The following is a 22,222-nucleotide window of genomic DNA, read 5'->3' on the forward strand; positions in this document are numbered from 1 at the left end:
GGGGAGGTTTTGGAGATACCGCGGGTAGGGCTGTGTTGTTCGGCTCTCAGAACAATCCAGTGATGTTGCCGTCTTCGTCGATGTCCATCTCGGCAGCAGCGGGGTCGGCCGGGAGTCCCGGCATGGTCAGCGCGTCGGCCGTGAGCGCGACTAGGAACCCGGCACCTGCTGAGGGGTATATCTCGCTGATTTCGAGTTCCCAGTCCTTCGGCGCACCCTTCTGGCTTGAGTCGTCGCTCAGTGAGTGGAACGTCTTTGACATGACGACGGGATAGTTATCGAAGCCGAGTTCCTTCATCCGCTCAATGTCGTCTAACGCACTCCCAGTGTATTTCACGTCCTCCGCACCGTACACCTCCGTCGCGACCGTGTGTATCTTTTCTTGGATCGAGTCATCGTCATCGTACAGCATCTCGAAGTCGTCCTCGTCGCTGACCTCGACTGCGTCGACGACGTTCTCAGCGAGATCGACACCGCCTTCACTGCCCTCGGCGAAGACGGTCGACTCTGCGGCTCTGACGTCCAGGTCGTTCCGGCAGTGATCCAAGACTGCCTGAACCTCCTCGTCGGTATCATCGGGGAAGCGGTTGACCGAGACGACGACCGGAACGCCGAACTTCTGGAGGTTTCGAACGTGTTTGTCGATATTTTCGAAGCCCGCCTCGACGGCGTCGACGCCAGCTTCGCCGATCTCGTCGTAGTCGACCGGCCACTGATCCAGTCCGTGGTATTTAAGCGCACGGATAGAAGCGACGAGCACGACCGCGTTCGGGGTCATATCACCCATTCGGCAGACGACATCCATGAACTTCTCCGCGCCAAGGTCAGAACCGAATCCAGCCTCAGTTACGAGGTAGTCGCCCATCCCGAAGGCAGTCTTGTCGGCGATGAGCGAGTTCGTCCCGTGGGCGATGTTCGCGAACGGTCCGCCGTGGACGAACGCAGGCGTGCCCTCGATAGTCTGGACGATGTTGGGCTTGATCGCGTCCTGAAGTAGCATCGTGACGGCGCCGGTCGCGTCGATGTCGTCGGCCGTGATCGGTTCGCCATTCTCATTGTATGCGACGATGATGCGAGCAACGCGCTCTTTGAGATCGGCGAGGTCATTGGCTAAACAGAGGACGGCCATCAGCTCAGACGCCGCAGTGAGGAGGAATCCATCTTCGCGCGGTGTCCCACCGGTTTCGCCGCCGAGACCGATCACCGTCTCCCGAAGCACTCGGTCGTTCATATCGAGCGCGCGGGTCCAGGAGATGTCGTTGACGTTGATATTCAACTTGTTCCCTTGTGATATCTTGGCGTCGAGCATCGCCGCAATGAGATTGTGCGCCGAGGTGAGCGCGTGTAGGTCACCAGTGAAATGGAGGTTGATATCCTCCATCGGAAGAACCTGCGAGTGACCACCGCCGGCTGCGCCGCCCTTGACGCCGAACACTGGCCCAAGCGACGGTTCGCGGATGGCGATCATCGCGTCCTCGCCGATGTGGTTGAGTGTCTGTCCGAGACCGACGGTCGTCACGGTCTTTCCTTCGCCCTTTGGAGTCGGCGTCATCCCCGTTACGAGTACGAGGTTCTGGTTCTTGCTCTCCGCTTGCTCGCGAAGGCGATTGATGGCGTGATGTTTGACCTTCGCCGTGTATTCGCCGAAGTACTGGAGATCGTCGAGCCCGAGACCCCACGGTTCGACCAACTCCCAAATCGGTTCCATATCGGTCGACTGTGCTATCTTGTAGTCCGTTGGAATTGGCTCTTGGCTCTCGTCGGATACAGGCATCGTGCTCAGAGGTTTTATCGCATCACGGTAAGAATATTGTCATATTTGTTAATATCGGGATAGGATGTGTTTGCGGTCGTCAAGAGAATAAGTAACGTCACTCATCATGAGTTTCAAATGATGTATGGAGGTTCGATGTTTTAGTCGTATCCATTTGACCGGAAAGTGGAGTCAACCGATCACAGTCTCTCAAAAGCAATCAACGACCTCTGAATCGTCGGCGAAACCGGCTTCAGTGCATGGTTCTAGCGCCATCAGTGCCGAACTCGGCGGTGAGTTCGTCGTTAAGTTAATCAGGTCACCGATGTGGATATGTGTCATGGAGTATCATGAAGCGGCGGATGTTTTGACGTCCCTACAACGGCGCCGTCCCGAATTCGGGACGGAGACGACGGCCAGAATGCTCTCTCACTTCGAAAATCCGCAAGCCGACGTCGACTTCGTGCAAGTCGCCGGTTCCAACGGCAAAGGGAGTACAACATGTATGCTAGAGAGCGTGCTTCGGACTGCTGGTCTGGATGTAGGACTATTTACTTCCCCGTGTCTGAACGACTTTCGTGAACAGATCCGTGTCAATGGCCGGCCCATACCGAAAGAGCAGATCGTGGAGTATGTCGAGCGCATTGATCCCTGCCTCGAGCAACTTCAGATAGATGATGATATGCCGACACACTTCGAGGTTCTCACCGCGCTCGCTATCCACCACTTCAGTGTCGAAGACGTCGACGTCGCGATCCTTGAGGTCGGTATCGGCGGTCGCTACGATGCGACCAGCGCGATCGACCCGATTGCGAGTGCGGTTACAAGCGTTAGCCTAGAGCATACCGATCTGCTCGGAGATACGGTGGAGGAGATCGCGCGCGACAAAGCCCAGGTCGCTCCAGCCGGAGCACCGCTCGTCACAGGGGCAGACGGGGCAGCATTGGAGGCCATCCGGGCGGAGACGGACATTATCACGGTTGGCGCAACCGGCACGGACGTTATCGCGGTCGAGAACGGGATGAAATCCGACGTCGAGAGCGACGTATCCATCACGGGGCCCGACTGGACACTGGAAACCAACCTTTCACTGCTTGGCCAGTATCAAGCGACGAACGCCGGCGTCGCCGCGGCCCTTGCCCGACAGGTCGCCGCAGTCGACGCATCGACGATAGCCAAAGGACTCCGTAAGGCAACCTGGCCGGGACGGTTCGAGATAGTCTCCACCGACCCGATGGTCGTCCTCGACGGATCCCACAACCCGGGAGCAGCCGCAAAGCTGAGCGACCTGCTCGGACGCTACGACTACGACGACCTGCACGTCGTCTTTGCTGCGATGGCGGACAAGAATTACGAGGCGATGATTTCGAAACTCCCAACTGTCAATACCGCCTTCGTCACACGCCCTGACGTCGATCGCGCTGAGGATGTCGCCGTACTGGCCGACGCCTTCGACGGGCAGGCGAACACGGTCTATCAGGTCGAGTCCGTCCAAGAAGCCACAGAGCGAGCTCTTGCTGCGGCAGACGAAACGGACTTCGTGCTCGTCACTGGCTCACTGTACGCTGTCGCAGAGGCGCGAGATCGGTGGACACGATTAGTCGTCCCAAAAGATTGCGGACGGCAGGCAAACGAACGTAGGGTGTTTTCGGGGGCCAAATTCCCTGAGGTAACCGTCAACCACCTCGCTCATCGGAATCTCACAACATCTCTACGACGCGACCAGGCCAAGCGGGTTGATCAGCGTCTCACGGCCATCGACGGTACGTGCGTGCGCTCTGAGGCAGGCGCGCCTGAGAAGCTCGTTGCGACGGGTCTCTCAGGGACAGTAACCCAGCTCCGTGAACTGGCCGACACCATCGAAACTGATGATCTGGGGTTACGACATCTCGCACGACAACTTAAGACGACCCTCGATGGGCCGACACCGGATGACCCATTCGATACCGATAGGACGGCCGTGATGGGGATCTTGAACGTCACCCCGGACAGTTTCTACGACGGTGGGGAATACGACCGGCTCGACATGGCGGTCGAGCGTGCCAAACAGATGGTCGCCTCCGGTGCGGATATCGTGGATGTCGGCGGGGAGAGTACCCGACCAGGTGCTGATTCAGTTTCCGTCAGTGAGGAGATCAACCGTGTCGTACCCGTCATTGAATCGATATCGTCGCTCGATGTCCCCATCTCTGTCGACACCCGGAAAGCCGCCGTCGCGGAAGCCGCACTCGACGCCGGGGCCGACATCGTCAACGATGTCTCAGGACTCGCTGATCCGGAGATGCGATTCGTCGTCGCCGACCACGACGCGTCGCTAGTCCTCATGCACAGCCTGTCAACGCCCGTCGACCCGACCCGAACCGCAACCTACGATGACGTGGTCGAGGATGTCCTTCACGAACTCGCCGAACAAATCTTGCTGGCGGAACGAGCAGGTATCGACCGGGAACAGATCGTCGTCGACCCAGGCTGTGGGTTCGGAAAAGACGCGGCCGAGTCGTTCGACCTGGTCGACCGACTACCGGAGTTCCGGGCACTCGCCTGTCCCGTAATGGTCGGTCACTCTCGGAAATCCATGTTCGAGCAAATCGGCTATCAGAGCGAAAAGAGACTTCCCCCGACGTTAGCAGTGACGGCGATGGCAGCCGAACGAGGGGCCGACGTAGTTAGAGTGCACGATATCCCGGAGAACATGGCCGTGATTCGGACAGTTACTGCCACGAAAAACGTGTGATCAGGATTTGACCTCCTCCGCACTATGCCCTTCGATTCGGAGGACGCCCTCCACCATACAGGTACCAGAGAATGGACGCACGATGCCTACTGCTCGACCTCCGCCTAAAGACGGAGGTATGCGCTCGTATTCATATCACCGAATCTGTTCGTCTCTCAAATATAGCAGATATGTAGATCAATAAGTGCAGTTCTGGGAGATGTCGGCATTTTTCATAACCGTAACTACACCGGGTTCTACGGCTCACACGTGACCTATATAAATAGCAGGAATTATTAACACTGTCTTTTATTACCTTCTGTAAACCTAATCCACAGGTATGCCAGAGAGCAACGACCATCCAAATCATCCTGGTGTCGATCAGTCAGATCGCGTACTACCGAGAAACCTGCGTCAGACTGGTGACCCCGGCATTGAGATGCTGGTCTCCACGCGCGTTCGCAAATCTCCTTTCTTCGATAAGTCCTTCAACGAAGAAGGTGCCTGGCGGTGTACGGTGTACAACCGAATCTACCACCCTCGCGGTCTTGTCGAGCCGGAAGACGGCGGCGCGATGGCCGAATATGAGGCGCTGACCGAGAAGGTAACGTTGTGGGACGTCGCCGTCGAACGTCAGATTCGTGTGAAGGGACCGGACGCGGAAGCGCTCACCAACTACGTCATCACTCGGGATGCGACCGAAATCGAGCCGATGCGCGGGAAGTACGTCATCCTCTGTAACGAGAATGGTGGTATCTTGAACGATCCGGTGTTACTACGCATTTCGGAGGACGAGTTCTGGTTCTCTCTCTCCGACTCCACACTCATGCAGTGGTTGCAGGGTGTCAACGTCGGTAAGGACTTCGACGTTGAGATCGACGAAATCGACGTTGCACCGATGCAGATACAGGGTCCGCTATCCGAAGATGTGCTGATCGACGTTGTCGGTGAGGAGGTCAGCGAAATCCCGTACTATGGCCTTATGGAGGCTGAGATTAATGGTTGTCCGGTGCTGGTGAGCCAGACCGGTTTCTCGGGCGAGAAGGGGTTCGAGATTTACGTGAAAGACGCGATGGAAAACGCCGAGCGCGTCTGGGATCCAGTCATGGAATCGGTCAAAAACCATGGCGGAATGCAGATCGCACCCGGGCATCATCGTCGCATTGCGGCGGGCATCCTCTCGTGGGGGCAGGACATGGATCACGAGACCTCCCCGTTCCAAGTCAACTTGGGATATCAGGTGCCGGACGGCAAGGAGGCTGACTACATCGGCAAAGAGGAACTCGAACGGCAGAAAGAGCTGGTAGAGGGCGGCGAGTTCCCGTTCAACCACAAGCTAGTGGGCCTGAAGATGGCCGGCGAACCAATTCGGGACTACGCTCCCGACTTCTGGCTCATCTCCGATCCCGAGTCGGGTGAGGAGTGCGGCTACATGACGTCACCGTGGTGGAATCCCGACCTGGAGACGAATATCGGACTCGGCTTCGTACCGGCGGACAAACTCCGGTCGGAGACCAGCGTGCCGCTCAACGACGAAATTTACGAGGAAGATCTCGATATCGAGTTCGAGGTGCACCTACCGGACGAGTACGCTGAAGAGGAGGACGAGCCAGTGTACGCTACTGTGGCAAGAGTTCCGTTCAAGGAGTCAGTCAATCCGAGCGCGCGCGAACAGGCCAAGCTAAACGCAAAGAAGGAAGCGGAAGCTGAAAGCAGCGACGACTGATCGACCGTAGTCGCCCGGGCCAAACAACTGCAATAGATTTTTTACTTCGCATGGGTAGATAGGCAGTATATTCTGCAGATTTATCTTCAGCTTCTTGCTGATCCAAGTGTCGGACATTGACCTCCTCCACGCCCTAAAGGATGTGGTAGCTCACACAATAACAGCGCGAAAGCCCACGACTGAAGTCGTGGGGAACTGACAACAGAACTAATCCCGGACGGACCCGTCAGTTGTAGAGTGGGTACTCGTCCGTGAGTTCGTTGACGCGGGCGCTGACGTCGGCCATGACGGCTTCGTACTCGGGGGCGTCGATGACGTCGTAGATGAGGTCAGCGACCTCGCGGCAGGCTTCCTCATCGAAGCCGCGGGTCGTGAGCGCTGGCGTGCCGATACGGATACCTGAGGGATTGAAAGGAGATCGTGTCTCGCCCGGAACTGTATTTGCGTTCAAAACGATGCCAGCGCCCTCCAGTGTCGTTTCGACCTCTTTCCCCGTAGTGTCAGGATGGGACGGCCTAAGATCCACCAAGACGAGGTGGGTGTCCGTGCCACCCGAGACGAGGTCAAGGCCGTGCTCCTGTAGACGGTCACCGAGTGCCTTCGCATTAGCGACGGTCTGCTCGGCGTACTCGTCAAACGAGGGGTCGAGAGCTTCGCCGAACCCGACCGCTTTCCCTGCGATGTTGTGCATCGCTGGTCCGCCCTGCGCACCAGGGAACACCGCGCTATCGACGTCGGCAATGTATTCTTCGCCACACATGATAATACCGCCGCGACCGGCGCGAATGGTCTTGTGCGTCGAACCGGTAACGAAGTCCGCCACACCGACGGGCGACTCGTGAACGCTCGCGGCGACCAGTCCGGTGATGTGTGCGATGTCAGCGATGTGATAGGCATCGACAGCATCTGCGGTCGCCTGAATGCGCTCGAAGTTGACCTCTCGGGGATACGCTGAATACCCGGAGACGATGATATCCGGTTCAAATTTCTCGGCCGTCTCGTGCAGACCCTCGTAGTCAACGTATCCCGTCTCAGGATCAATCTCGTATTGCTCAACATCGTAGACCTGACCGGCGAAGTTAGCAGGGTGGCCGTGTGAGAGGTGACCACCGTGGGTCAGGTCCAGGGAGAGGATCTTATCACCAGGTTCCAGCATCGCCAGATACACTCCCATGTTCGCCTGCGAGCCCGAGTGCGGCTGGACGTTGACGTGGTCTGCGCCCCACAGTTCTTTGGCTCGGTCGATGGCCAATTGTTCGATCTCGTCAGCATATTCACAACCGCCGTAGTATCGCTCCCCCGGATACCCTTCGGCGTAGTTGTTGGTGAGTTCTGAGCTCTGGGCCTCCATGACCGATTCTGAGACGTGGTTTTCGCTCGCGATCATCGCCAGCGTATCGTCCTGACGAACGCGTTCGGCCTTGAGGAACTCAGCGACGGTTGGATCAGTCTCGCGGAGGGTGTCGTACTTCATGAGTAGCATACCGATCCGGACATAGAATAATTTTATCTTCGACAGAAGATGATAGATTGTCGACTATCTGTGTTTGAGGCTACCATAGTATGACAGGTCTATCACTGTTCGTGAATACAGTCGATAGAATAGCAGCACGTAACTAGCGCTCGATAACTTCGTGTACCCGTCCGAGGCTACTTTTGGATTCGATCGCGACGCCACGATTCGGTGTCCGCCGTTTGGTTAAATGTGTAGATGTGGATACCACGGATTTTGTACGTCGTATCGTCAATGTACGGTGCAAGACCGTCGACGAGTTCGTTTGGCTTGTATTTTCCGCGCGAGCTAACAAGTTGGCGCACGAATCCAAGAATTCCCGTAGTTTTTCTAAGAAATTTAATCGAGTCGCCGACGCCGACTTTCTGAGAAATGTCCATCAGTCGCTGATACTTCATCACGCCCGGGATGCCAATTTCGACGGGGAGATCAACGCCTCGGTCACGGATATTTTCGATCCACTCAAGAACGGTCGCCGAGTCGTAGCAGAGTTGGGTGACGATATAGGTTGCGTATGGCTCTTTTTTGGCCATCGAATCCGTTAGTGTCTTTTCGTCAAGGAAGGAATGTCCTTCCGGATAACCAGTGATACCGACCTTGTCGAATAAATACTCCGTACCATCGAGTGACGAAAGCAAGTCGTAGGCTGACTCAAACTCCCCGGCTGGCTCCTCACGGTCGCCACCTGGAACGAAGATTTCTGAAACGCCGGCGACGGTCAGCCGGTGCGCAATCTCTTCGAGATGCTCACGGTCGGTGACGTAGCGTGCAGCGATGTGGGGTACGACCTCATACCCCTGTTCAGCCGCTTGTTCAGCGCGTTCGACCGTCCGTTCGATGCCAAGTTGCGGTGATGTGGTGATGGCAATGGTCGCGTCGTCGGGCAAGTACGTTATCTCGTCATCGAAACTGTCAAACGGCATCAATTCATACCGTGCGCCAGTGAGGAGTTTGTCGACACCCTTTTGTTCCGTATTGGAACGCAATCCTAAGGACATCTCTTACGCAAATATGATGCTTATGGAGGTACTTTTGTCTATGGGTGGCCCTGAAAACCCATATAAGTGGATAGCAGAAGTCCTGCCAGCGGTCCAATCGCTGCGAATCCAATTTTAAGGTTTCACCGACCCGCGAAGGTAATTTGTGGCTATTTTTGAGTTGTTAGGATGATAATCTCTCACCGAGGCCATCTCTATTTCTGCAAAATTGAACTGTAACTCCCCATACAATTGGAAGAACGTGATCACTCGAGCGATAACTATATTGCGAACCTCAGTCACTTTTGAACCAGATTTATAGATACGACAGACAGCTTGCCGACCCAAGCCGACACCGTCATCGTCGGTGCCGGCATCGTCGGCTGCAACATCGCGTATCGGCTGACAGAGCTTGGTAGAGAGGACGTTGTCGTCGGCCAAGGACCAATGCCGACGACCGGTGGATCCTCGTCTCACGCACCCGGCATCATGTTCCAAACCGCCGATTCAAAGATCCTTACCAAATTCGCGAATTACAGCCGGAAGCTGTACTCCACACTCGAGGGTCAAGACGGCGAGCAGGCCTACAACGAGGTCGGGGGCATCGAGGTGGCGTGGAGCGAAGAACGGATGGACTTCCTTCAACGCCGCGTCGAGTGGGGGAAAGCCTAGAGTGTAGTGGATCCGCAGTTACTCTCACCTGCGGAGGTGTCCGAACACCTCCCGCTGGTGAACGAGGACGAGATCCTTGGGGGCTACTACTCGCCGACCGACGACTGCGTCGATGGCATCGCAGCTCTTCAGTGGTACATCGAGAACACTCAGGCGGACTTCTTGGGGTGGCACCAAGGTGACGGATGGAGAGATACAAGCAGTCGTCACTGACCGGGGCCGTATTGAATGCGACCGCTGTGTCATCGCGACGAATAACTGGGGGTACCAGACCGGACAGATGGCCGGGGTCGATCTCCCGATCGCGCCTGTCGAACATCAGTACGTTGTCACCGAACCGATGGACGAGCTGGCCGATGCCGGAACTTCCAGCGGTGCGGAACACGCGAGTTCGATAATCAACGCCGTCGAAGGAGCCGGTTATTCGGTCGAGAATATAACGAAGATGATTTAATCATCGTTCACCGTCCGAGGGGAGTGTTCGATTCTTCGACGCTTGCGACAACCGGAGAGACGGAAAATTTATTTGATGACAGATACCAGAGGATACACGATCCGATTGATTCTGTACGACACCATCTTGATTCCCTACAACGGGAGCAAAGAAGCAAAGGAAGGAGCCAACCACGTTCTCTGAAATAAATCACGATCATCGCGCTCAGGAAGCAAAGCCCGGCTACCTGGGAGTTCCCGGACGACTCGTCAGCAGTGCGATGCCGAACAGAAGGATAACGAGACCGGCGGTGGCCGTCGCGAGCAAATTTATCATATTGGTGATAACCCGGTCAGGAAAAATACTGCCGCCAGGTTTTTCCCTATACCAGCCTCAGAAACGCTGTTCGGATTCCAACGATATCGATGGTCGTGACTATCTCCAGTCTTGATGATCGATTTGTCGCTCCCAGCATCAGTTCGGAACGAATTAATAACTACTGCGAATATCGGTATGAGGCGACAAACACGAGGTGTAAATCATCTTATAATATATGGTTTGACCGACCAATGATGCATGTCCTACTCTCGAACCGGTGACGGCTGTTACGCATAAGCCGACGGAGGTGGTTTATTTCCATGATTAAATGGTGAATAGCTGTCGACATTCGGGTTGTGCCGAAGTTTTATTACTTTTCGATAAAATTACGGGGTTGAGGTTGGGTAACACACCGCAGTCCGATACGGCACGGACTAATAGATAGTGGGGCAGTGTCCCACCCTCATAATACGAACGCCAAGACAGAAGCGAACGAGTGTAATCCGCATCATTACGTTACGAGATATAAAAAGTGATAAACACATGAAACGAAAGGTAAGGAATACAACGTCGAACAAAAAACAGCGACTCCGCGTAATGGAGGCAACGTATGGCAGAAAGTGAGGAAACCACGGGGGAGATGTCGGATGGTTTGCAGGTAGAGCTGTTCCACCCCGACTCTGACCGGGAGCCCGGCGATAGAAACATTCAGAAGTTCGGGTTCGACATCCATCCGGTCATATTTCCGGTTGCGCTCGGGTTGATCGGGTTGTTCATCGCAGCAACCCTTCTTCTCGGATCTGAGGCGGCAGCAGTTTACTCGTCGGTTCGTAGCTTTTTCGAGGGGAACTTCGGATGGTTCTTCCTCCTGGCAGTAAACATCTTCATGGTGACGATTCTGTACTTCGCACTCGGGAAATTTGGGTCGATCCGAATCGGCGGCGTCGAAGCCGAGAAGGAGTTCAGTGACTTTTCGTGGATGGCCATGCTGTTCAGCGCCGGGATGGGAATCGGCCTCATGTTCTTCAGCGTCTCCGAACCGCTGTACTACTTCGGGAATGTCCCGGGATTCTTCGGTTACCAGGCCCAGACCGGTGAAGCAGCGTCGGCCGCGATAGCACAGACGTTCTTCCATTGGGGATTCCACCCGTGGGCTATCTACGGATTGGTCGGCCTTGGCCTCGCCTTCTTCTCGTTCAACCGCGGCCTACCGCTGACGTTCCGGTCGATCTTCTGGCCTTTGCTCGGCGAGCGGATTTATGGGTGGCCAGGCCACGTCATCGACCTAGTGACGGTGTTCGCAACCCTATTTGGGCTCTCGACCTCGCTCGGTCTCGGGGTTGCTCAGATTAATACTGGACTCTCGTACGTTGGTGGTAACATCCTCGGTATCGCGAACATCCCGACGGGAACAGTTCCACAAATAATCCTCATCGTCGGGGTCACGGCCATCGCGACGGCCTCGGTTGCAGCAGGGCTTGAGTCCGGTATCAAACGCCTGAGCACGGTGAACCTCTATCTAATGTTCACTCTGCTGGCGTTTATGATTCTCGTCGGTCCTACTGTGTACATTTTCGGCACGTGGGTGCAAGGTCTGGGCACCTATTTCGGAAACTTCCTATCGCTTTCTTTCTTCACCGGCACGCAAGGAGGAGGCGGTGCTACCGTTTCTGGCTGGACAGTGTTCTACTGGGCATGGTGGATCGCGTGGTCGCCGTTCGTTGGGATGTTCATCGCCCGTATCTCGAAAGGCCGAACGATCCGGGAGTTCGTCATCGGCGTGCTATTCCTCCCGTCGCTATTTTCCACTCTCTGGCTATCGACGTTCGGTGGCAGCGCACTATTCAACTCTCTAAATGGTAACGGTCAAGCCCTCAGCGTCTACAACGAGGTCGGTCAAACCGTCGCGATGTTTGCTCTCCTGGAACAGTTCCCGTTGGGCGCCATCTCTGGTGGTCTCGCCACATTACTTGTTGTTACATTCTTTGTCACATCGTCTGACTCGGGGTCACTGGTTGTCGACCACCTGACCTCCGGCGGTAAGCACGATGTACCCAGGACACAGCGTATCTTCTGGGCGGTCACCGAAGGCGTCGTCGCGGCGCTCCTGCTATGGGGTGGCGGTCTCGATGCACTACAGACTGCGGCGATCGCGACCGGCTTCCCATTAGCGCTCGTCCTCGTCGTGATGTGCTACACGGTCTACAAGGGACTCAGTAACGAGTACGAAATCTTGACGTCAGAGCAATTCGTTGAACGCATCCAGGACCGACCTGGGGAGGATGATGTTGACGTCGTCACCAGTGGTGGTCCAATAGCAGACGGCAAGGGAGGTGCTGACGCTGAAAGCATCGACTGAGTTTTCTTTCGACAACGGTTTCATTTTCCACAAGTTCTCATTGGAAACTGTTTCCGACTTAGCTACATTTTGGTCTAGTATGTAACAAGTCTCACAATTCATAGAGAAATATACTGATTGACAATTTTCACATCGATTATTTCTCATCGTTGTCTTCCGCGATCGTCGCTGCGATGAGGTTTCGCATTCCCCGGCGCAGTCGGCCACTCATCGCTGTCGTTGACAGCTCAAGCTCATCGGCAATCTCGCTCAGTGAACCGTTGCGTGGTTCCGAAAAGTATCCCTTTTCGTATGCAATTTTTAGCGAGGCCTTTTGTTCGTCGGTTAGCCCGTAGGTCATCTCCGTTCCTCCGTTATCATTTCTATATATTTCGAGGATGTCGAGCGTGATGTCGTTCTCATTTGAGAACTTCCAGATTGTATTGAGGGCCTCTCTGTCGGGTAAGAGCAGTCGGACGAGCCAGCCCTCTCCCTTCGTCTCAGTGTGCATTAAGAATCCATTTACATCGGTTACTACAGCGCTAATGAGTTTCGTCTCGTGTGTATGTTCGATATAGTAAATCCCTCTTCCGTCGGTCCAATCTACGAGATCATATCTCTTTACTGTTAAATCATCGTCGATCACATTCTCTAATTCTGCACGATCATGATATTTGATAAGAAACGGGAAGACAGTTGTGCCTGGATTTGTGTTCACTTGAGTGACAACGTTGATTTCGATATCATCGAGTTTTCGCAACGTAGGAGCGAGAGCCAGTCGTTCGTGCTGGATGTAAGATTTAACTATTATTGACATAATTGTGTTATAAATGGTCCACAACTGTTCACCGCCGCGTTCAGATTTGGTCGCATCATCGTTGTAATTCGACCGGGCATATTGTCCTTCTCGAAGGTATACTACCGAGGCACAATAACATTAACAGTTGTTGTGGAATTCCTTTCAGAGAAAGTAAAAGATAAGGCGAACCGTTTTCTTAATCTGTTTTCCTTTTATTTTTGCTGTAGTTAATTATCCGTTTGTTTATATATTGAATATTTTATATTTAAATCTTATAATACCGTGTCAAGTTCCGGCGCCGAGAACGTGACGTCGCCGGAACAAGGTGATAGCGATAGCTCGCTAACGGTACATGAGGTCAAGCGGGAACTGAATATCGAACGAGATGAGGCGCGAGAATAACTAAAGCGGCTAAACTTATTAGACCTCGTCCTCACACGAGTGTGGAAACAGGATAACCGCAGAATATCCAGAACCGAAATCGCCGATCGGATCCGTCAGAGCGTCATGAACAATTCGCAGATGTGAGTTGGAGGTTTAACATCCTTCCCCGGCCATTAAAGCCATGGGTTTTTGCCTCACTACCACTATAATCACCGTCACATTGATACTTAACAGCAGTCGTCAGTACTGATGTCTTCTACACCGTCAACTGTCGTTCAGTGGACGTACCGGGTGCAATGCGATCGGCGTTTCGCCATCGACGGTGTCCACGAGGTCAAGCCGTTCAAGAAGCGCCCATGTTGGTCGTCCCTTCTCGCTCCAGCCGCGTTCGGCGTAATACTGCTCTAGCATTGCCTCGAACTCCCCCGAGTTGAGCGCCTTTCCGTCAGAGGGGCCTTTAGACAGTGGCTCCGTAAACATTGTCGGAATTGCATCGTCGGATCGCGAGAACCCCTCACGGACGTTGAAGAGGCGGATGAGCGTCCAAATACGTTTGCCAACCGTCCACAGTTCCGACACCGTATAGTCGTGCCCGACAGCGGAGAGCCACTCAGCGCCGAGGTCGCTCCAGAGAACTTCACCGACGAAGTCGTCGATTATCAGGCTCCACAGAATGGAGCGCGCATTCTGCTCAGCGATGATTCTACGAACGCGATCCACATCGCTTAGCTCCTCCTCACGGAACACCTCCGTTTCGACGGGGCGGGCGCGGCGGTGACACCCTCCGCGGTCACTAGTCGCATATGCAAGCGCCATACCCTTCGCTCCACGAGGGTCGTAAGGAGGCACCTCCATGGCCTTCACCGTCGGTACGAGATCGTCTCCACCGAACGATGACGCGGCGACACGAACGCCGTCGGCGAGAGCATCTCCGAATGGCGTCTCGCGGCGGGCGATCTCCTTAATGAGGGCACGCGCACCGCCAGGGTCGCCGAACCGGAGGTCTCGCTCAATGATGTCTTCTTGACTCGCCCGAATCGCCCATGCAACAGCGCTCCCGCCGCTGATGACGTCTACCCCGAGACGGTTGCATGTTTCTCCGAGGACGGCGACACTGTCGAACTCATCGATACCAAGGCCAGCGCCGAGGCTCATGGCGTTCGCACCTCGAGGAACGTGTTTGCCCTCATCGGTTTCGACGCGAAATCCGCCAGGAACAGCGTCATCGTCGCGCTCGCGCTCATAAGCCGCGGCCTTCGCCGCCTCGATACCGATGTCGTCTGTCCCCTCGAATCTTCCCTCTTGCCACCCGCGAGTTGAGAGGACGCCAACTTCGTTGGCGAAGTCGACGCTCTCGAGCGTCCCGCTGGCTGCCTGCCACTGACCGACATTGGCGTCCCTGAATTCATCGGCGTACTTCCTCCGGAGCAACGAGAGGGCGTCCGGACAGTTACCTCGGGCGACGATGGCCTTAAGTCGCTTTGCGCCCATTACTGCTCCCGCCCCTCCACGTCCGGCATGGTGCTCCCCAGCGTCGGAGGCGATGGTCGCGTACTTGACGCGGTGCTCACCCGCTGGACCGATGCAGGCGACGGGAGCGTCGACGGACGCGCACACCTCGACGGTGTCCGCACCCCAGAGGTCGCTAGCAGGGGCGATTGTCGCAGTGCCGTCCTCGATCTTGATTCTCACGGGAGTGTCGGCACGTCCCGTCACAAGCATCCCAATGTGCTCTCCGAGCGCTCCTGCAAGGCTGGCGGCGAACTCGCCGCCACTGTAGGAGTCGAGGAACGCCCCAGTTAGCGGTGATTTCGTTATGACTGCATACCGTGGTTCCCCAGGCAGTACACCCGACAACGGCCCAAGCATGAATAGTAAGGCATTCTCGGAGCCCAGCGGGTCGGCGCTGGGCGATAGCTCCTCGTATAGGTATCGCGCCCCCAATCCTTTCCCTCCGACGTACCGCCGTAGCCACTTTTTGGGCACAGCCTCACTTTTAATGCACTCCGCGGTCAGGTCGACCCGAAGCAGTTTATCAGACGTACGGCGTGGCATTACTGGAAAACGTGCCAGAGAAATTAAGGCTCTTTCGGTAGCGAACGGAACTCATTCCACCTGTATGAGTAAGCGTGAATATCTGCCAACGGGAGTCATCATCGCCGGCGACCGGTCGATGCGCTTTGGCAATCAGGATAGAGCTGATGCGGCTGAAACTTGACCGGTTTTTGAGTTTTAAACGACCGATTGTCTCTACTGTGGTCGTCGTGCTATTGGCTGAAATTCATGGTGAGGCTCCGCCTTATACAAATACATCACTCGCTGTCTCACGTTAATCGTGATGAAGTATCTCCGCATGACTGTTCCGCACGAGGTGGTTGCTCCCGCTTCCATCGTGACTGAAGGAAGTCTTCTCAATGTACAACTTCTGCCTGACGGAAACAGCGAAGTTAACAGCGACGTAATTGCATCCGGGGAGAACCTCATTATCCTCCCCTTCGCTCTACGAGTTCAGGAAGCTGCGGCTTGTGATTTAGCCTCTTAACCGAATACGAATGTTCCGTGGGCCAATTTAGACCACGCTTGCTTGTGATTTTACTGAAAAACACCGTTATTGTTCCTACTTGCATTAGACCATCGCCATTCGGTTGCTATTACCAACAAGAATAATATCCATAGAAAGTATTATGATAACGCATGCAATACCAGTGGTATAATGCAGCAATCCAGGCCAGTACAGACGGACGAGCACGATCGAACAGAGCGTCAGGCAATCGAAATACTCAACGAACTGCCACCAAGCGCTAAGTTGGTCACCAAAGTACTCGAATACAACGACACACTCAACCAAGGTCAACTTGAGGAAGAAACCCTGCTCCCCCCACGAACGGTTCGGTACGCGCTCACGCGGCTTGAAGACCACGACCTCGTTGAGTCACGCTTTTCCTTTGTCGATGCGCGAAAACGCTGTTACTCACTCACGTTTGACTAGTAACTACTGACGACAGCAGTAACAGTGGCCAGCACAGACAACCGGGCAATTCAGAGTTGAGTGAACCGACACCACATGGTGCGCGACCAGACAAAAACCCGAAAGCTGTCGTTTCGGAACTCAATGCGTCGCTCAGTGAATGTGAAACGCGTCTTGAGAACCTCTGTTTTGACAGTCCGTCGGACTAAAGGTAAAATCCTCTCTTTTGGTTCAATCTCCTAGATAAATACTTGAAATGAGAGCGGGTAAGTCATTCATCATCACAAAATTATTTACACGGTATTCTCGTCGTATTCCGTGATGTCTCACCTGGAGAACATCTCGACTTCTGAACTCCGGACTGCGCTCGATGATGTGGATGACGTACACGCAACGAAGCGACTCATGTTAGCGATCGCCTACAAACAAGGCGTCGCACAAACGGATGTAGCCGAGTGGTACGGGTACTTACGGAAGACCATTTATAACTGGTTGCACCGATTCGAGGAAGAGCCGGTTCGCGACGCAGCCCGGGACAAGGCCCGCCCAGATCGGCCACCGAAACTGGATCGTGAAGAACAATTCAAAGTCGCACAACTACTGCGTGATCCACCTGCAAACGTTGGCTACAACATCGAAGAATGGGATATTCCACGTGTGCAACGGCTGTTGGACGAACAATTCGATGTTACCTATTCGCGCACGAATGCATACAGACTACTTTCGAAATTCGAGTAATGTATTTTGAAACTCATGATCGTCTTCGGACGGACGGAGGGACACTACTTTCTGGAGTCCTGACAACCGCCGCCAGCTCGAATCGTACGTCCACCAGCGAGCACTGGATGTCATCGAGTTCGGAGATGCGAGTGAGAAGCGAACGCGTTTCCGGTAACACACTATCGACGTGTTGCTCGCGTAAACAGGTGTTTGGGGGCGGAGATATTTGCGCATCCAAAGGGTGATCGCCGCAACGGTGTGACGTGGGCCGATGTCGACTGGAAAACGGTACCCTTAGTGTCCTCGGGAAGGGTCAAGCGTACGAGTACGCGCCACTTCTCGAGATCGCACAGAAGCCACTCCGACAGTGGCAGAACGAACTCGACCCAGCAACCCCGGAGTTTCCAGTATTTCCTACTGAGCATGCGCCCTCGAAGTTCCGGGCGGTTCGGTCGCAGGTGCCGGACGTAGATGTCGAGGACGCGGATCGCGATGCTGTAATTTGAGAGTATGAAGTCGTCTCTCGCTTCAGATGAATATTCGGGCAAAGCAAGGTTGACGAAATCAGCTTGACGCGTTTTCTAGCGGTCAGAACAGCCGTATAGTCCATTTAACCGTCAATGCTGCCTTTCAGCAGGACGTCTGTAAGCTAACAAATATTATACAAATGTCTTGGACGTGGGGCTGGAATGTCACTGCCCAACATTGCAGCGAAATCATGAGTTCATCATACACCGTCATGCAGCGGATATCCGCTTTCTTAGACAATTAATCAGAACCTCTGGGCAAGAAATACCCACACGATTCGCAAATGAACTCTCTGTCGTGATACTTTTCTAATGTGACGAGTCTTTTATCGCACTTTGGGCATCGCATACAAGTCCAGGCATGTTCGACAATGGATTAAATCTTTATACGACAATTGTCGAACTGACACTGCAGAGTCGATTAAACTGAAGGTCATCTCAACGGGCGAAACAGCAACGGGCATCTCGATGAGTCGTAATTCAGGATCTTGCTGAACCAGTCGGCGTTATTATTCAGCAACAGAGCGTGGGAGTTAAGGTGTCCTTGGAGATGATGCTTTGAGACGCCTCGTAACTTGCTGAGCCACTGGCGGACAAAGCTATGCCGATTTTCGCAGGAGTTGGTGTGTGCGTCACCGATCAAAGTCACTTGCGGTATCGCCAAACTGCAGAATGCTCGTCAGACTTGGGTTTGCAATTGGCGTTCTCGGAATCTATGTGCATCTCGCCGGCGACATCATTACGGTCAGTGGCATCCAGCCATTCCTTCCGTTCTCTCGGCGGTGGATCTCACTTTCACGCCTTCGTGCTGCTAGCACGCTCACAAACACCGTCTTCTTGCTGCTTGACGTGCTCGCGATGGGTACAGTCATCTTTGCACTCTCTCCGTTTGCAGGAGCGTTCTCGTGAGATAATTAAACCCGAATCAAGCCCATCGTAGACTGTGATAAGGCCGACAGAGAGAGCGATGACCAGCAGTTATAGGTCTTTTGATGCCTGCTCCGGCGTCACAATATATGAAAGAGTGATTAGGTGGTTACATCGGAGAAAGACTGTTGATGACAAACAAGGAGTACAGTGAGAACATCAGTGTCGCGATCCCACGAACAGATCACTCGATAACCACCAATTCGAAGCAGATCATATGGTGACTCATCAAGTGGAAGAACCAACTCTTCTGCCTGCTTCTGTACGTCATCGAGACGTGCTATGATCAACTCTTGAACTGGAAGGTCAAGCTCTTCAAGCCACTCAACTGCTTCATCAGTCCACCTAATCTTGGTCATCGATTCCTAATTGATGTTTGATATCATCGTGTGACGTTGTTTCACTACGCATTGCTTGCTGTTCACTTCGGCGGAGTGCAGCGATGATCTCAGCCGAAAAGGAAGTGGTGTAGTTATTCATACTCGATTTCTCGCAGCGGTGTATCCGTCTTTTCTGTCGGTTTAGGGTCGGGTGAGGTGTCCATCGTCAATATTGTCGAATCGCTTCTTCTGGTGGTTCGGATCGTCGTTAGTGACTGGATAGCCTCCGGAAGGGAGAGTACGTGGATGCAGCCTCGTATGGCTCTGTTAACTCGAACGCGCAGCGAATCGTTGTCTGTGCTGCATCGCTGGTTTTGATCAGACGACGGATTCGCGCACCCCCCATAATATGGAAATGTTCGCATTCTAGCTACATAACTTTGTCGCTTGCATAGCAACATAATCAAGAGTCTACCAAACCTCATTCTCCATTTCGGCCCCGACCCAACCGGTAGGAGTGGGGCGGCGGCCGACGCGGACTGAAAGACACACCTTTTTCGAGGCCAGGACACTTTCCGTCCAGTTGGCTTGCTTGTACGGGTCACACTCTTCCAGTCAATAGCAATCTAAATACTAGGTGTCCCGTTACCACCACCCCGTTTGGTGCCCCTTCGATCATGCAAGGCAATGTCCATATTATCCTCGACGACTGCTTGCCTCGAGTACTCTGGTGATGTGATGATTATTCAGGTGTAACGATATCATGCAGAAACTGGTAGTATTCTTCCACTGCCCAATCTCCACGATCGACAGTCGAATATGCATTGCGGCGCTTATCACTTGCTTTTGTTTGCTTGGTGATCAACCCCTTCTCAACGAGGCGATCAAGGCCTGGATATAATCGGCCGTGGTTGATGGGCTCTGGATACAGCTTTTCTAAGGCTTCCTGCAGTTCAACGCCCTCAGCTGGCCCTAACCGATAGACAACACACAAGAGGTGCGCTTGGAACGCGGTGAGATCTGTTGGCAGATTGTATGTCGCAAAATCAAGTGACAAAGACTTGCTCTCGTCTGTGTCAGATGGGGTGGTATCTCTCTCTGTGTCCGTGTCAGTCATAACGGAGCGACTAATGTTTCCCACTTAAATCCTACTATCATATATAGTAATGAACTAGCGCTCAGAAGAGAGGCGTATTTTGACCCATGACGATTACTCGCGACGACGATGTTCTCGGTGGCGAACCACGAATTGACGGGACTCGAATTGGTGTTCGTCACATCGCAGCAAGAGTAATTGACATTAGCCAATCTCCTGCATATGTTGCTGACCAGCTTGATCTTACACTTGCGGAGGTGTATGAAGCTCTTTCATACTACTACTCACACGTCGAGGAGATGCATGATCTTAGACGCGAAAACGATGCTGCGTTTGAGCGAGTAGGTGTGGACGCGCTCAAACCGAAGGAATCATGTCAGTGAGTGCCACAGCGAAGAGCCTGCTGGATGAGCATGCTAGCCGCATCATTGAACGAGTACTTAGAGAACTTGGACAGGGAAGAACGCGTGTCCACAGGTTTATGTGAATGATAGGTTTACAGACGCCTGTCCCGGTGGAAACAAAGCATGACAGCAACGACTCGCGATCGGCCAGAATTTGACACCGTGCAACTCGCAATCGAGCCAGCGGAAGCCCAAGAACTCGTCCAGCAGACATTGAAGGGCTTGCGGTCGTCAGTCACGGAGGACGGAATCCTCTTGCGCTCACAAGATGGAATGTTGGTCGCGATTCTTCGTGCCACCTCACCATCCGATGAGCAGCAACGAACCGAACTCGCATATCGCGTTGCACCACCGTCGGAACTCGCAACACGAAAGGGAAAGAAGGTATTCGAGAGCCTTGCATCACACCGTGCCTGATGACGGGTTAGCGGCAGGAATGAGAGATAACTGGATATCTCGAATCAGGGGTTGGAACGTCGAACTGCACGGATGATTTGTGATGTCGGCAGCCATTCTTTGCTGAGCCCTGTTGTTTCTCGTTCTGTGGCATACTGATTGCGTTGCTCAGTAAGTCGATCTTGCAGCCACGCCCGTTGATCGGCATCGGTCGCCTCAGTAGGTTGTTCTTTGAGACTGGTTTCAAGGGTGTGAATGCGATGGGCGCGTTTCATGAGCGAGTGGGCTGGTGCAGAATTGATGAACAAAATCGCTTTCTCGGTTTCATCGCCGATTCGCCCCACAAACTCGGTCGGCGTGCCACCATCCGTGAACCCCACTTTCTCCTTTGCAAGCCACTTCGGTATCTTGATGAGTAGCTCATCAGTGGTGAGTTCTCCGAGCAATTGCCACCGTAACCGTGTCGCTTGTTCGTCAATCAACCCACGGTCACGCGCCTCTGCCAATGAACACTCCTCATCAGCAAGAGTCGCTTCACACCATTCACGAACAAACTCATCATAGCTCGTGTACTCACGAGCTGGAAACACGACCATATGAGAGAGGTTAGGAGTTACTCTCAATAACACTTCGCGCCGATTCCATGGCCGAGATATCGCTTTTAACATCATTGAACTAGAGACCGAGACCACAATCATGCCCTTCTCGGTGTAAGAAGGTGGTGACGGTAGTGATCAGCTCGATTTTGAACACCTTATTGTTGGTGAAAACCAAAACAAAAATCGATACAAGGAGTAATTATTAACTAGATATAGCATACAATAATAGCGTATGGAAACGTTCCCAATCGCCGGCCAGATCATCAACACGAAGTTCATCTTCGGTCTGACTGCCCGCGACATTGGCGAAGCACTCGTCCTCCCGTTCCTCGGCCTTGGGATCGCCCAAAGTCTTGGTGCGAGTGGCGACATCTTCCTCATCGCTACTGGCATTGCGCTCGGTCTCGGCGTTGTGATTCTCCTCATCACGCCTGCCGCACAACGGCCGCTGAGCTACGCGCGAGCCTGTGCTCACTACTACTTTGGCACCACGACCTACCGAAATCGGCGGACACGCCCCGCCACCGAAATCATGCACATCCAAGACGAGGTCGGTGTTCGCCACGTCGGCCTCGACATCGAAACGATCGAAGCGGAAGACGACCACGACTCCACTCAGGAATGAACCATGGATTCACC

19 protein-coding genes and 3 pseudogenes are annotated in these 22,222 nt (G+C 53.9%); 13 read left to right on the forward strand and 9 right to left on the reverse strand.

Annotated elements, in window-relative coordinates; translation table 11 throughout:
- Positions 1 to 46: 46 nt before the first annotated feature.
- Positions 47 to 1,774, reverse strand: a complete 1,728-nt coding sequence (locus tag LIW51_RS23765) for a formate--tetrahydrofolate ligase (protein WP_227377558.1) — start codon at positions 1,772 to 1,774, stop codon at positions 47 to 49.
- A gap of 319 nt (positions 1,775 to 2,093) precedes the next feature.
- Here LIW51_RS23765 and folP point away from each other — a divergent pair, with 319 nt between their 5' ends.
- On the forward strand, positions 2,094 to 4,487 hold the full coding sequence (folP, locus tag LIW51_RS23770) for a dihydropteroate synthase (protein ID WP_227377559.1): 2,394 nt from the start codon (positions 2,094 to 2,096) through the stop codon (positions 4,485 to 4,487).
- A 319-nt stretch (positions 4,488 to 4,806) separates the two neighbouring features.
- Positions 4,807 to 6,192 carry an aminomethyltransferase family protein gene (locus tag LIW51_RS23775; RefSeq protein WP_227377560.1) on the forward strand — a complete coding sequence of 462 codons (1,386 nt, stop codon included), beginning with the start codon at positions 4,807 to 4,809 and terminating at the stop codon, positions 6,190 to 6,192.
- Between the two features lie 226 nt (positions 6,193 to 6,418).
- Here LIW51_RS23775 and glyA read toward each other — a convergent pair whose 3' ends face one another.
- Positions 6,419 to 7,666 (reverse strand): serine hydroxymethyltransferase, encoded by a 1,248-nt coding sequence (gene glyA / locus LIW51_RS23780; RefSeq protein WP_227377561.1) that lies wholly within the window; start codon positions 7,664 to 7,666, stop codon positions 6,419 to 6,421.
- Positions 7,667 to 7,842: 176 nt separating this feature from the next.
- On the reverse strand, positions 7,843 to 8,703 hold the full coding sequence (locus LIW51_RS23785; protein ID WP_368411813.1) for a methylenetetrahydrofolate reductase: 861 nt from the start codon (positions 8,701 to 8,703) through the stop codon (positions 7,843 to 7,845).
- 297 nt (positions 8,704 to 9,000) lie between these two features.
- Between LIW51_RS23785 and LIW51_RS23790 the strand changes: the two are divergent.
- Positions 9,001 to 9,706, forward strand: a pseudogene (locus LIW51_RS23790) (NAD(P)/FAD-dependent oxidoreductase); the annotation flags it as partial.
- Positions 9,707 to 10,715: 1,009 nt separating this feature from the next.
- A complete protein-coding gene (locus LIW51_RS23795) occupies positions 10,716 to 12,464 on the forward strand; it encodes a BCCT family transporter (RefSeq protein ID WP_227377563.1) in 1,749 nt (582 codons plus the stop codon).
- A 136-nt stretch (positions 12,465 to 12,600) separates the two neighbouring features.
- Here LIW51_RS23795 and LIW51_RS23800 read toward each other — a convergent pair whose 3' ends face one another.
- Positions 12,601 to 13,260: a helix-turn-helix domain-containing protein gene (locus LIW51_RS23800; protein WP_368411814.1), complete on the reverse strand. Its 660-nt coding sequence runs from the start codon at positions 13,258 to 13,260 to the stop codon at positions 12,601 to 12,603.
- A 396-nt stretch (positions 13,261 to 13,656) separates the two neighbouring features.
- Here LIW51_RS23800 and LIW51_RS40490 point away from each other — a divergent pair.
- Positions 13,657 to 13,770: pseudogene (locus LIW51_RS40490) on the forward strand (DUF8073 domain-containing protein); the annotation flags it as partial.
- A 120-nt stretch (positions 13,771 to 13,890) separates the two neighbouring features.
- On the opposite strand, the gene LIW51_RS23805 reads toward LIW51_RS40490, so the two are convergent.
- Positions 13,891 to 15,681: an aldehyde ferredoxin oxidoreductase family protein gene (locus LIW51_RS23805; protein WP_227377565.1), complete on the reverse strand. Its 1,791-nt coding sequence runs from the start codon at positions 15,679 to 15,681 to the stop codon at positions 13,891 to 13,893.
- Between the two features lie 283 nt (positions 15,682 to 15,964).
- Here LIW51_RS23805 and LIW51_RS23810 point away from each other — a divergent pair, with 283 nt between their 5' ends.
- The 4 genes from LIW51_RS23810 to LIW51_RS23825 all read left to right on the forward strand — a co-directional run bounded on the left by LIW51_RS23810 (position 15,965) and on the right by LIW51_RS23825 (position 17,820).
- Positions 15,965 to 16,168, forward strand: a complete 204-nt coding sequence (locus tag LIW51_RS23810) for a hypothetical protein (RefSeq protein ID WP_227377566.1) — start codon at positions 15,965 to 15,967, stop codon at positions 16,166 to 16,168.
- A 171-nt stretch (positions 16,169 to 16,339) separates the two neighbouring features.
- On the forward strand, positions 16,340 to 16,615 hold the full coding sequence (locus tag LIW51_RS23815; RefSeq protein ID WP_227377567.1) for a MarR family transcriptional regulator: 276 nt from the start codon (positions 16,340 to 16,342) through the stop codon (positions 16,613 to 16,615).
- A 300-nt stretch (positions 16,616 to 16,915) separates the two neighbouring features.
- A complete protein-coding gene (locus tag LIW51_RS23820) occupies positions 16,916 to 17,332 on the forward strand; it encodes a helix-turn-helix domain-containing protein (protein ID WP_227377568.1) in 417 nt (138 codons plus the stop codon).
- Positions 17,333 to 17,577: 245 nt separating this feature from the next.
- The gene (locus LIW51_RS23825; RefSeq protein WP_227377569.1) at positions 17,578 to 17,820 is read left to right on the forward strand and encodes a hypothetical protein; all 243 of its coding nucleotides are present in this window, start codon (positions 17,578 to 17,580) and stop codon (positions 17,818 to 17,820) included.
- Between the two features lie 454 nt (positions 17,821 to 18,274).
- On the opposite strand, the pseudogene LIW51_RS23830 reads toward LIW51_RS23825, so the two are convergent.
- Positions 18,275 to 18,484 (reverse strand): annotated as a pseudogene (locus LIW51_RS23830) (hypothetical protein); the annotation flags it as partial.
- Positions 18,485 to 18,513: 29 nt separating this feature from the next.
- Here LIW51_RS23830 and LIW51_RS23835 point away from each other — a divergent pair.
- Positions 18,514 to 18,750 (forward strand): metal-dependent hydrolase, encoded by a 237-nt coding sequence (locus LIW51_RS23835; protein ID WP_227377570.1) that lies wholly within the window; start codon positions 18,514 to 18,516, stop codon positions 18,748 to 18,750.
- Between the two features lie 119 nt (positions 18,751 to 18,869).
- Here the strand turns inward: LIW51_RS23835 and LIW51_RS39475 are convergent, their stop codons facing one another.
- Both LIW51_RS39475 and LIW51_RS23845 read right to left on the reverse strand, forming a co-directional pair.
- Positions 18,870 to 19,127, reverse strand: a complete 258-nt coding sequence (locus LIW51_RS39475; RefSeq protein ID WP_227377571.1) for a type II toxin-antitoxin system RelE family toxin — start codon at positions 19,125 to 19,127, stop codon at positions 18,870 to 18,872.
- 703 nt (positions 19,128 to 19,830) lie between these two features.
- On the reverse strand, positions 19,831 to 20,205 hold the full coding sequence (locus tag LIW51_RS23845; RefSeq protein WP_227377572.1) for a helix-turn-helix transcriptional regulator: 375 nt from the start codon (positions 20,203 to 20,205) through the stop codon (positions 19,831 to 19,833).
- A gap of 86 nt (positions 20,206 to 20,291) precedes the next feature.
- Here LIW51_RS23845 and LIW51_RS23850 point away from each other — a divergent pair, with 86 nt between their 5' ends.
- Positions 20,292 to 20,567 (forward strand): DUF433 domain-containing protein, encoded by a 276-nt coding sequence (locus tag LIW51_RS23850; protein ID WP_227377573.1) that lies wholly within the window; start codon positions 20,292 to 20,294, stop codon positions 20,565 to 20,567.
- A gap of 144 nt (positions 20,568 to 20,711) precedes the next feature.
- Positions 20,712 to 21,005, forward strand: a complete 294-nt coding sequence (locus LIW51_RS23855; protein ID WP_227377574.1) for a hypothetical protein — start codon at positions 20,712 to 20,714, stop codon at positions 21,003 to 21,005.
- Positions 21,006 to 21,049: 44 nt separating this feature from the next.
- Here LIW51_RS23855 and LIW51_RS23860 read toward each other — a convergent pair whose 3' ends face one another.
- Positions 21,050 to 21,682, reverse strand: a complete 633-nt coding sequence (locus tag LIW51_RS23860; RefSeq protein ID WP_227377575.1) for a hypothetical protein — start codon at positions 21,680 to 21,682, stop codon at positions 21,050 to 21,052.
- A 133-nt stretch (positions 21,683 to 21,815) separates the two neighbouring features.
- On the opposite strand from LIW51_RS23860, the gene LIW51_RS23865 reads away from it, so the two are divergent.
- Positions 21,816 to 22,208 carry a hypothetical protein gene (locus LIW51_RS23865; RefSeq protein ID WP_227377576.1) on the forward strand — a complete coding sequence of 131 codons (393 nt, stop codon included), beginning with the start codon at positions 21,816 to 21,818 and terminating at the stop codon, positions 22,206 to 22,208.
- Positions 22,209 to 22,222: the final 14 nt, after the last annotated feature.

The organism is Haladaptatus halobius, assembly GCF_020618475.1.
In the GTDB taxonomy this organism is placed as follows: Archaea; Halobacteriota; Halobacteria; order Halobacteriales; family Haladaptataceae; genus Haladaptatus; species Haladaptatus halobius.

Excerpts from the sequence above, each read along its gene's own strand:
- LIW51_RS23800 (WP_368411814.1), bottom strand. The coding sequence starts at position 13,260 with ATGTCAATAATAGTTAAATCTTACATCCAGCACGAACGACTGGCTCTC.
- LIW51_RS23845 (WP_227377572.1), bottom strand. The coding sequence starts at position 20,205 with ATGACTGACACGGACACAGAGAGAGATACCACCCCATCTGACACAGAC.
- LIW51_RS23820 (WP_227377568.1), top strand. The coding sequence starts at position 16,916 with ATGTCTCACCTGGAGAACATCTCGACTTCTGAACTCCGGACTGCGCTC.
- LIW51_RS23835 (WP_227377570.1), top strand. The coding sequence starts at position 18,514 with ATGCTCGTCAGACTTGGGTTTGCAATTGGCGTTCTCGGAATCTATGTG.
- LIW51_RS23855 (WP_227377574.1), top strand. The coding sequence starts at position 20,712 with ATGACAGCAACGACTCGCGATCGGCCAGAATTTGACACCGTGCAACTC.
- glyA (WP_227377561.1), bottom strand. The coding sequence starts at position 7,666 with ATGAAGTACGACACCCTCCGCGAGACTGATCCAACCGTCGCTGAGTTC.
- LIW51_RS23860 (WP_227377575.1), bottom strand. The coding sequence starts at position 21,682 with ATGATTGTGGTCTCGGTCTCTAGTTCAATGATGTTAAAAGCGATATCT.
- LIW51_RS39475 (WP_227377571.1), bottom strand. The coding sequence starts at position 19,127 with ATGACCAAGATTAGGTGGACTGATGAAGCAGTTGAGTGGCTTGAAGAG.
- LIW51_RS23795 (WP_227377563.1), top strand. The coding sequence starts at position 10,716 with ATGGCAGAAAGTGAGGAAACCACGGGGGAGATGTCGGATGGTTTGCAG.
- folP (WP_227377559.1), top strand. The coding sequence starts at position 2,094 with ATGGAGTATCATGAAGCGGCGGATGTTTTGACGTCCCTACAACGGCGC.
- LIW51_RS23785 (WP_368411813.1), bottom strand. The coding sequence starts at position 8,703 with ATGTCCTTAGGATTGCGTTCCAATACGGAACAAAAGGGTGTCGACAAA.
- LIW51_RS23810 (WP_227377566.1), top strand. The coding sequence starts at position 15,965 with ATGAAGTATCTCCGCATGACTGTTCCGCACGAGGTGGTTGCTCCCGCT.
- LIW51_RS23865 (WP_227377576.1), top strand. The coding sequence starts at position 21,816 with ATGGAAACGTTCCCAATCGCCGGCCAGATCATCAACACGAAGTTCATC.
- LIW51_RS23775 (WP_227377560.1), top strand. The coding sequence starts at position 4,807 with ATGCCAGAGAGCAACGACCATCCAAATCATCCTGGTGTCGATCAGTCA.
- LIW51_RS23805 (WP_227377565.1), bottom strand. The coding sequence starts at position 15,681 with ATGCCACGCCGTACGTCTGATAAACTGCTTCGGGTCGACCTGACCGCG.
- LIW51_RS23765 (WP_227377558.1), bottom strand. The coding sequence starts at position 1,774 with ATGCCTGTATCCGACGAGAGCCAAGAGCCAATTCCAACGGACTACAAG.
- LIW51_RS23850 (WP_227377573.1), top strand. The coding sequence starts at position 20,292 with ATGACGATTACTCGCGACGACGATGTTCTCGGTGGCGAACCACGAATT.
- LIW51_RS23815 (WP_227377567.1), top strand. The coding sequence starts at position 16,340 with ATGCAGCAATCCAGGCCAGTACAGACGGACGAGCACGATCGAACAGAG.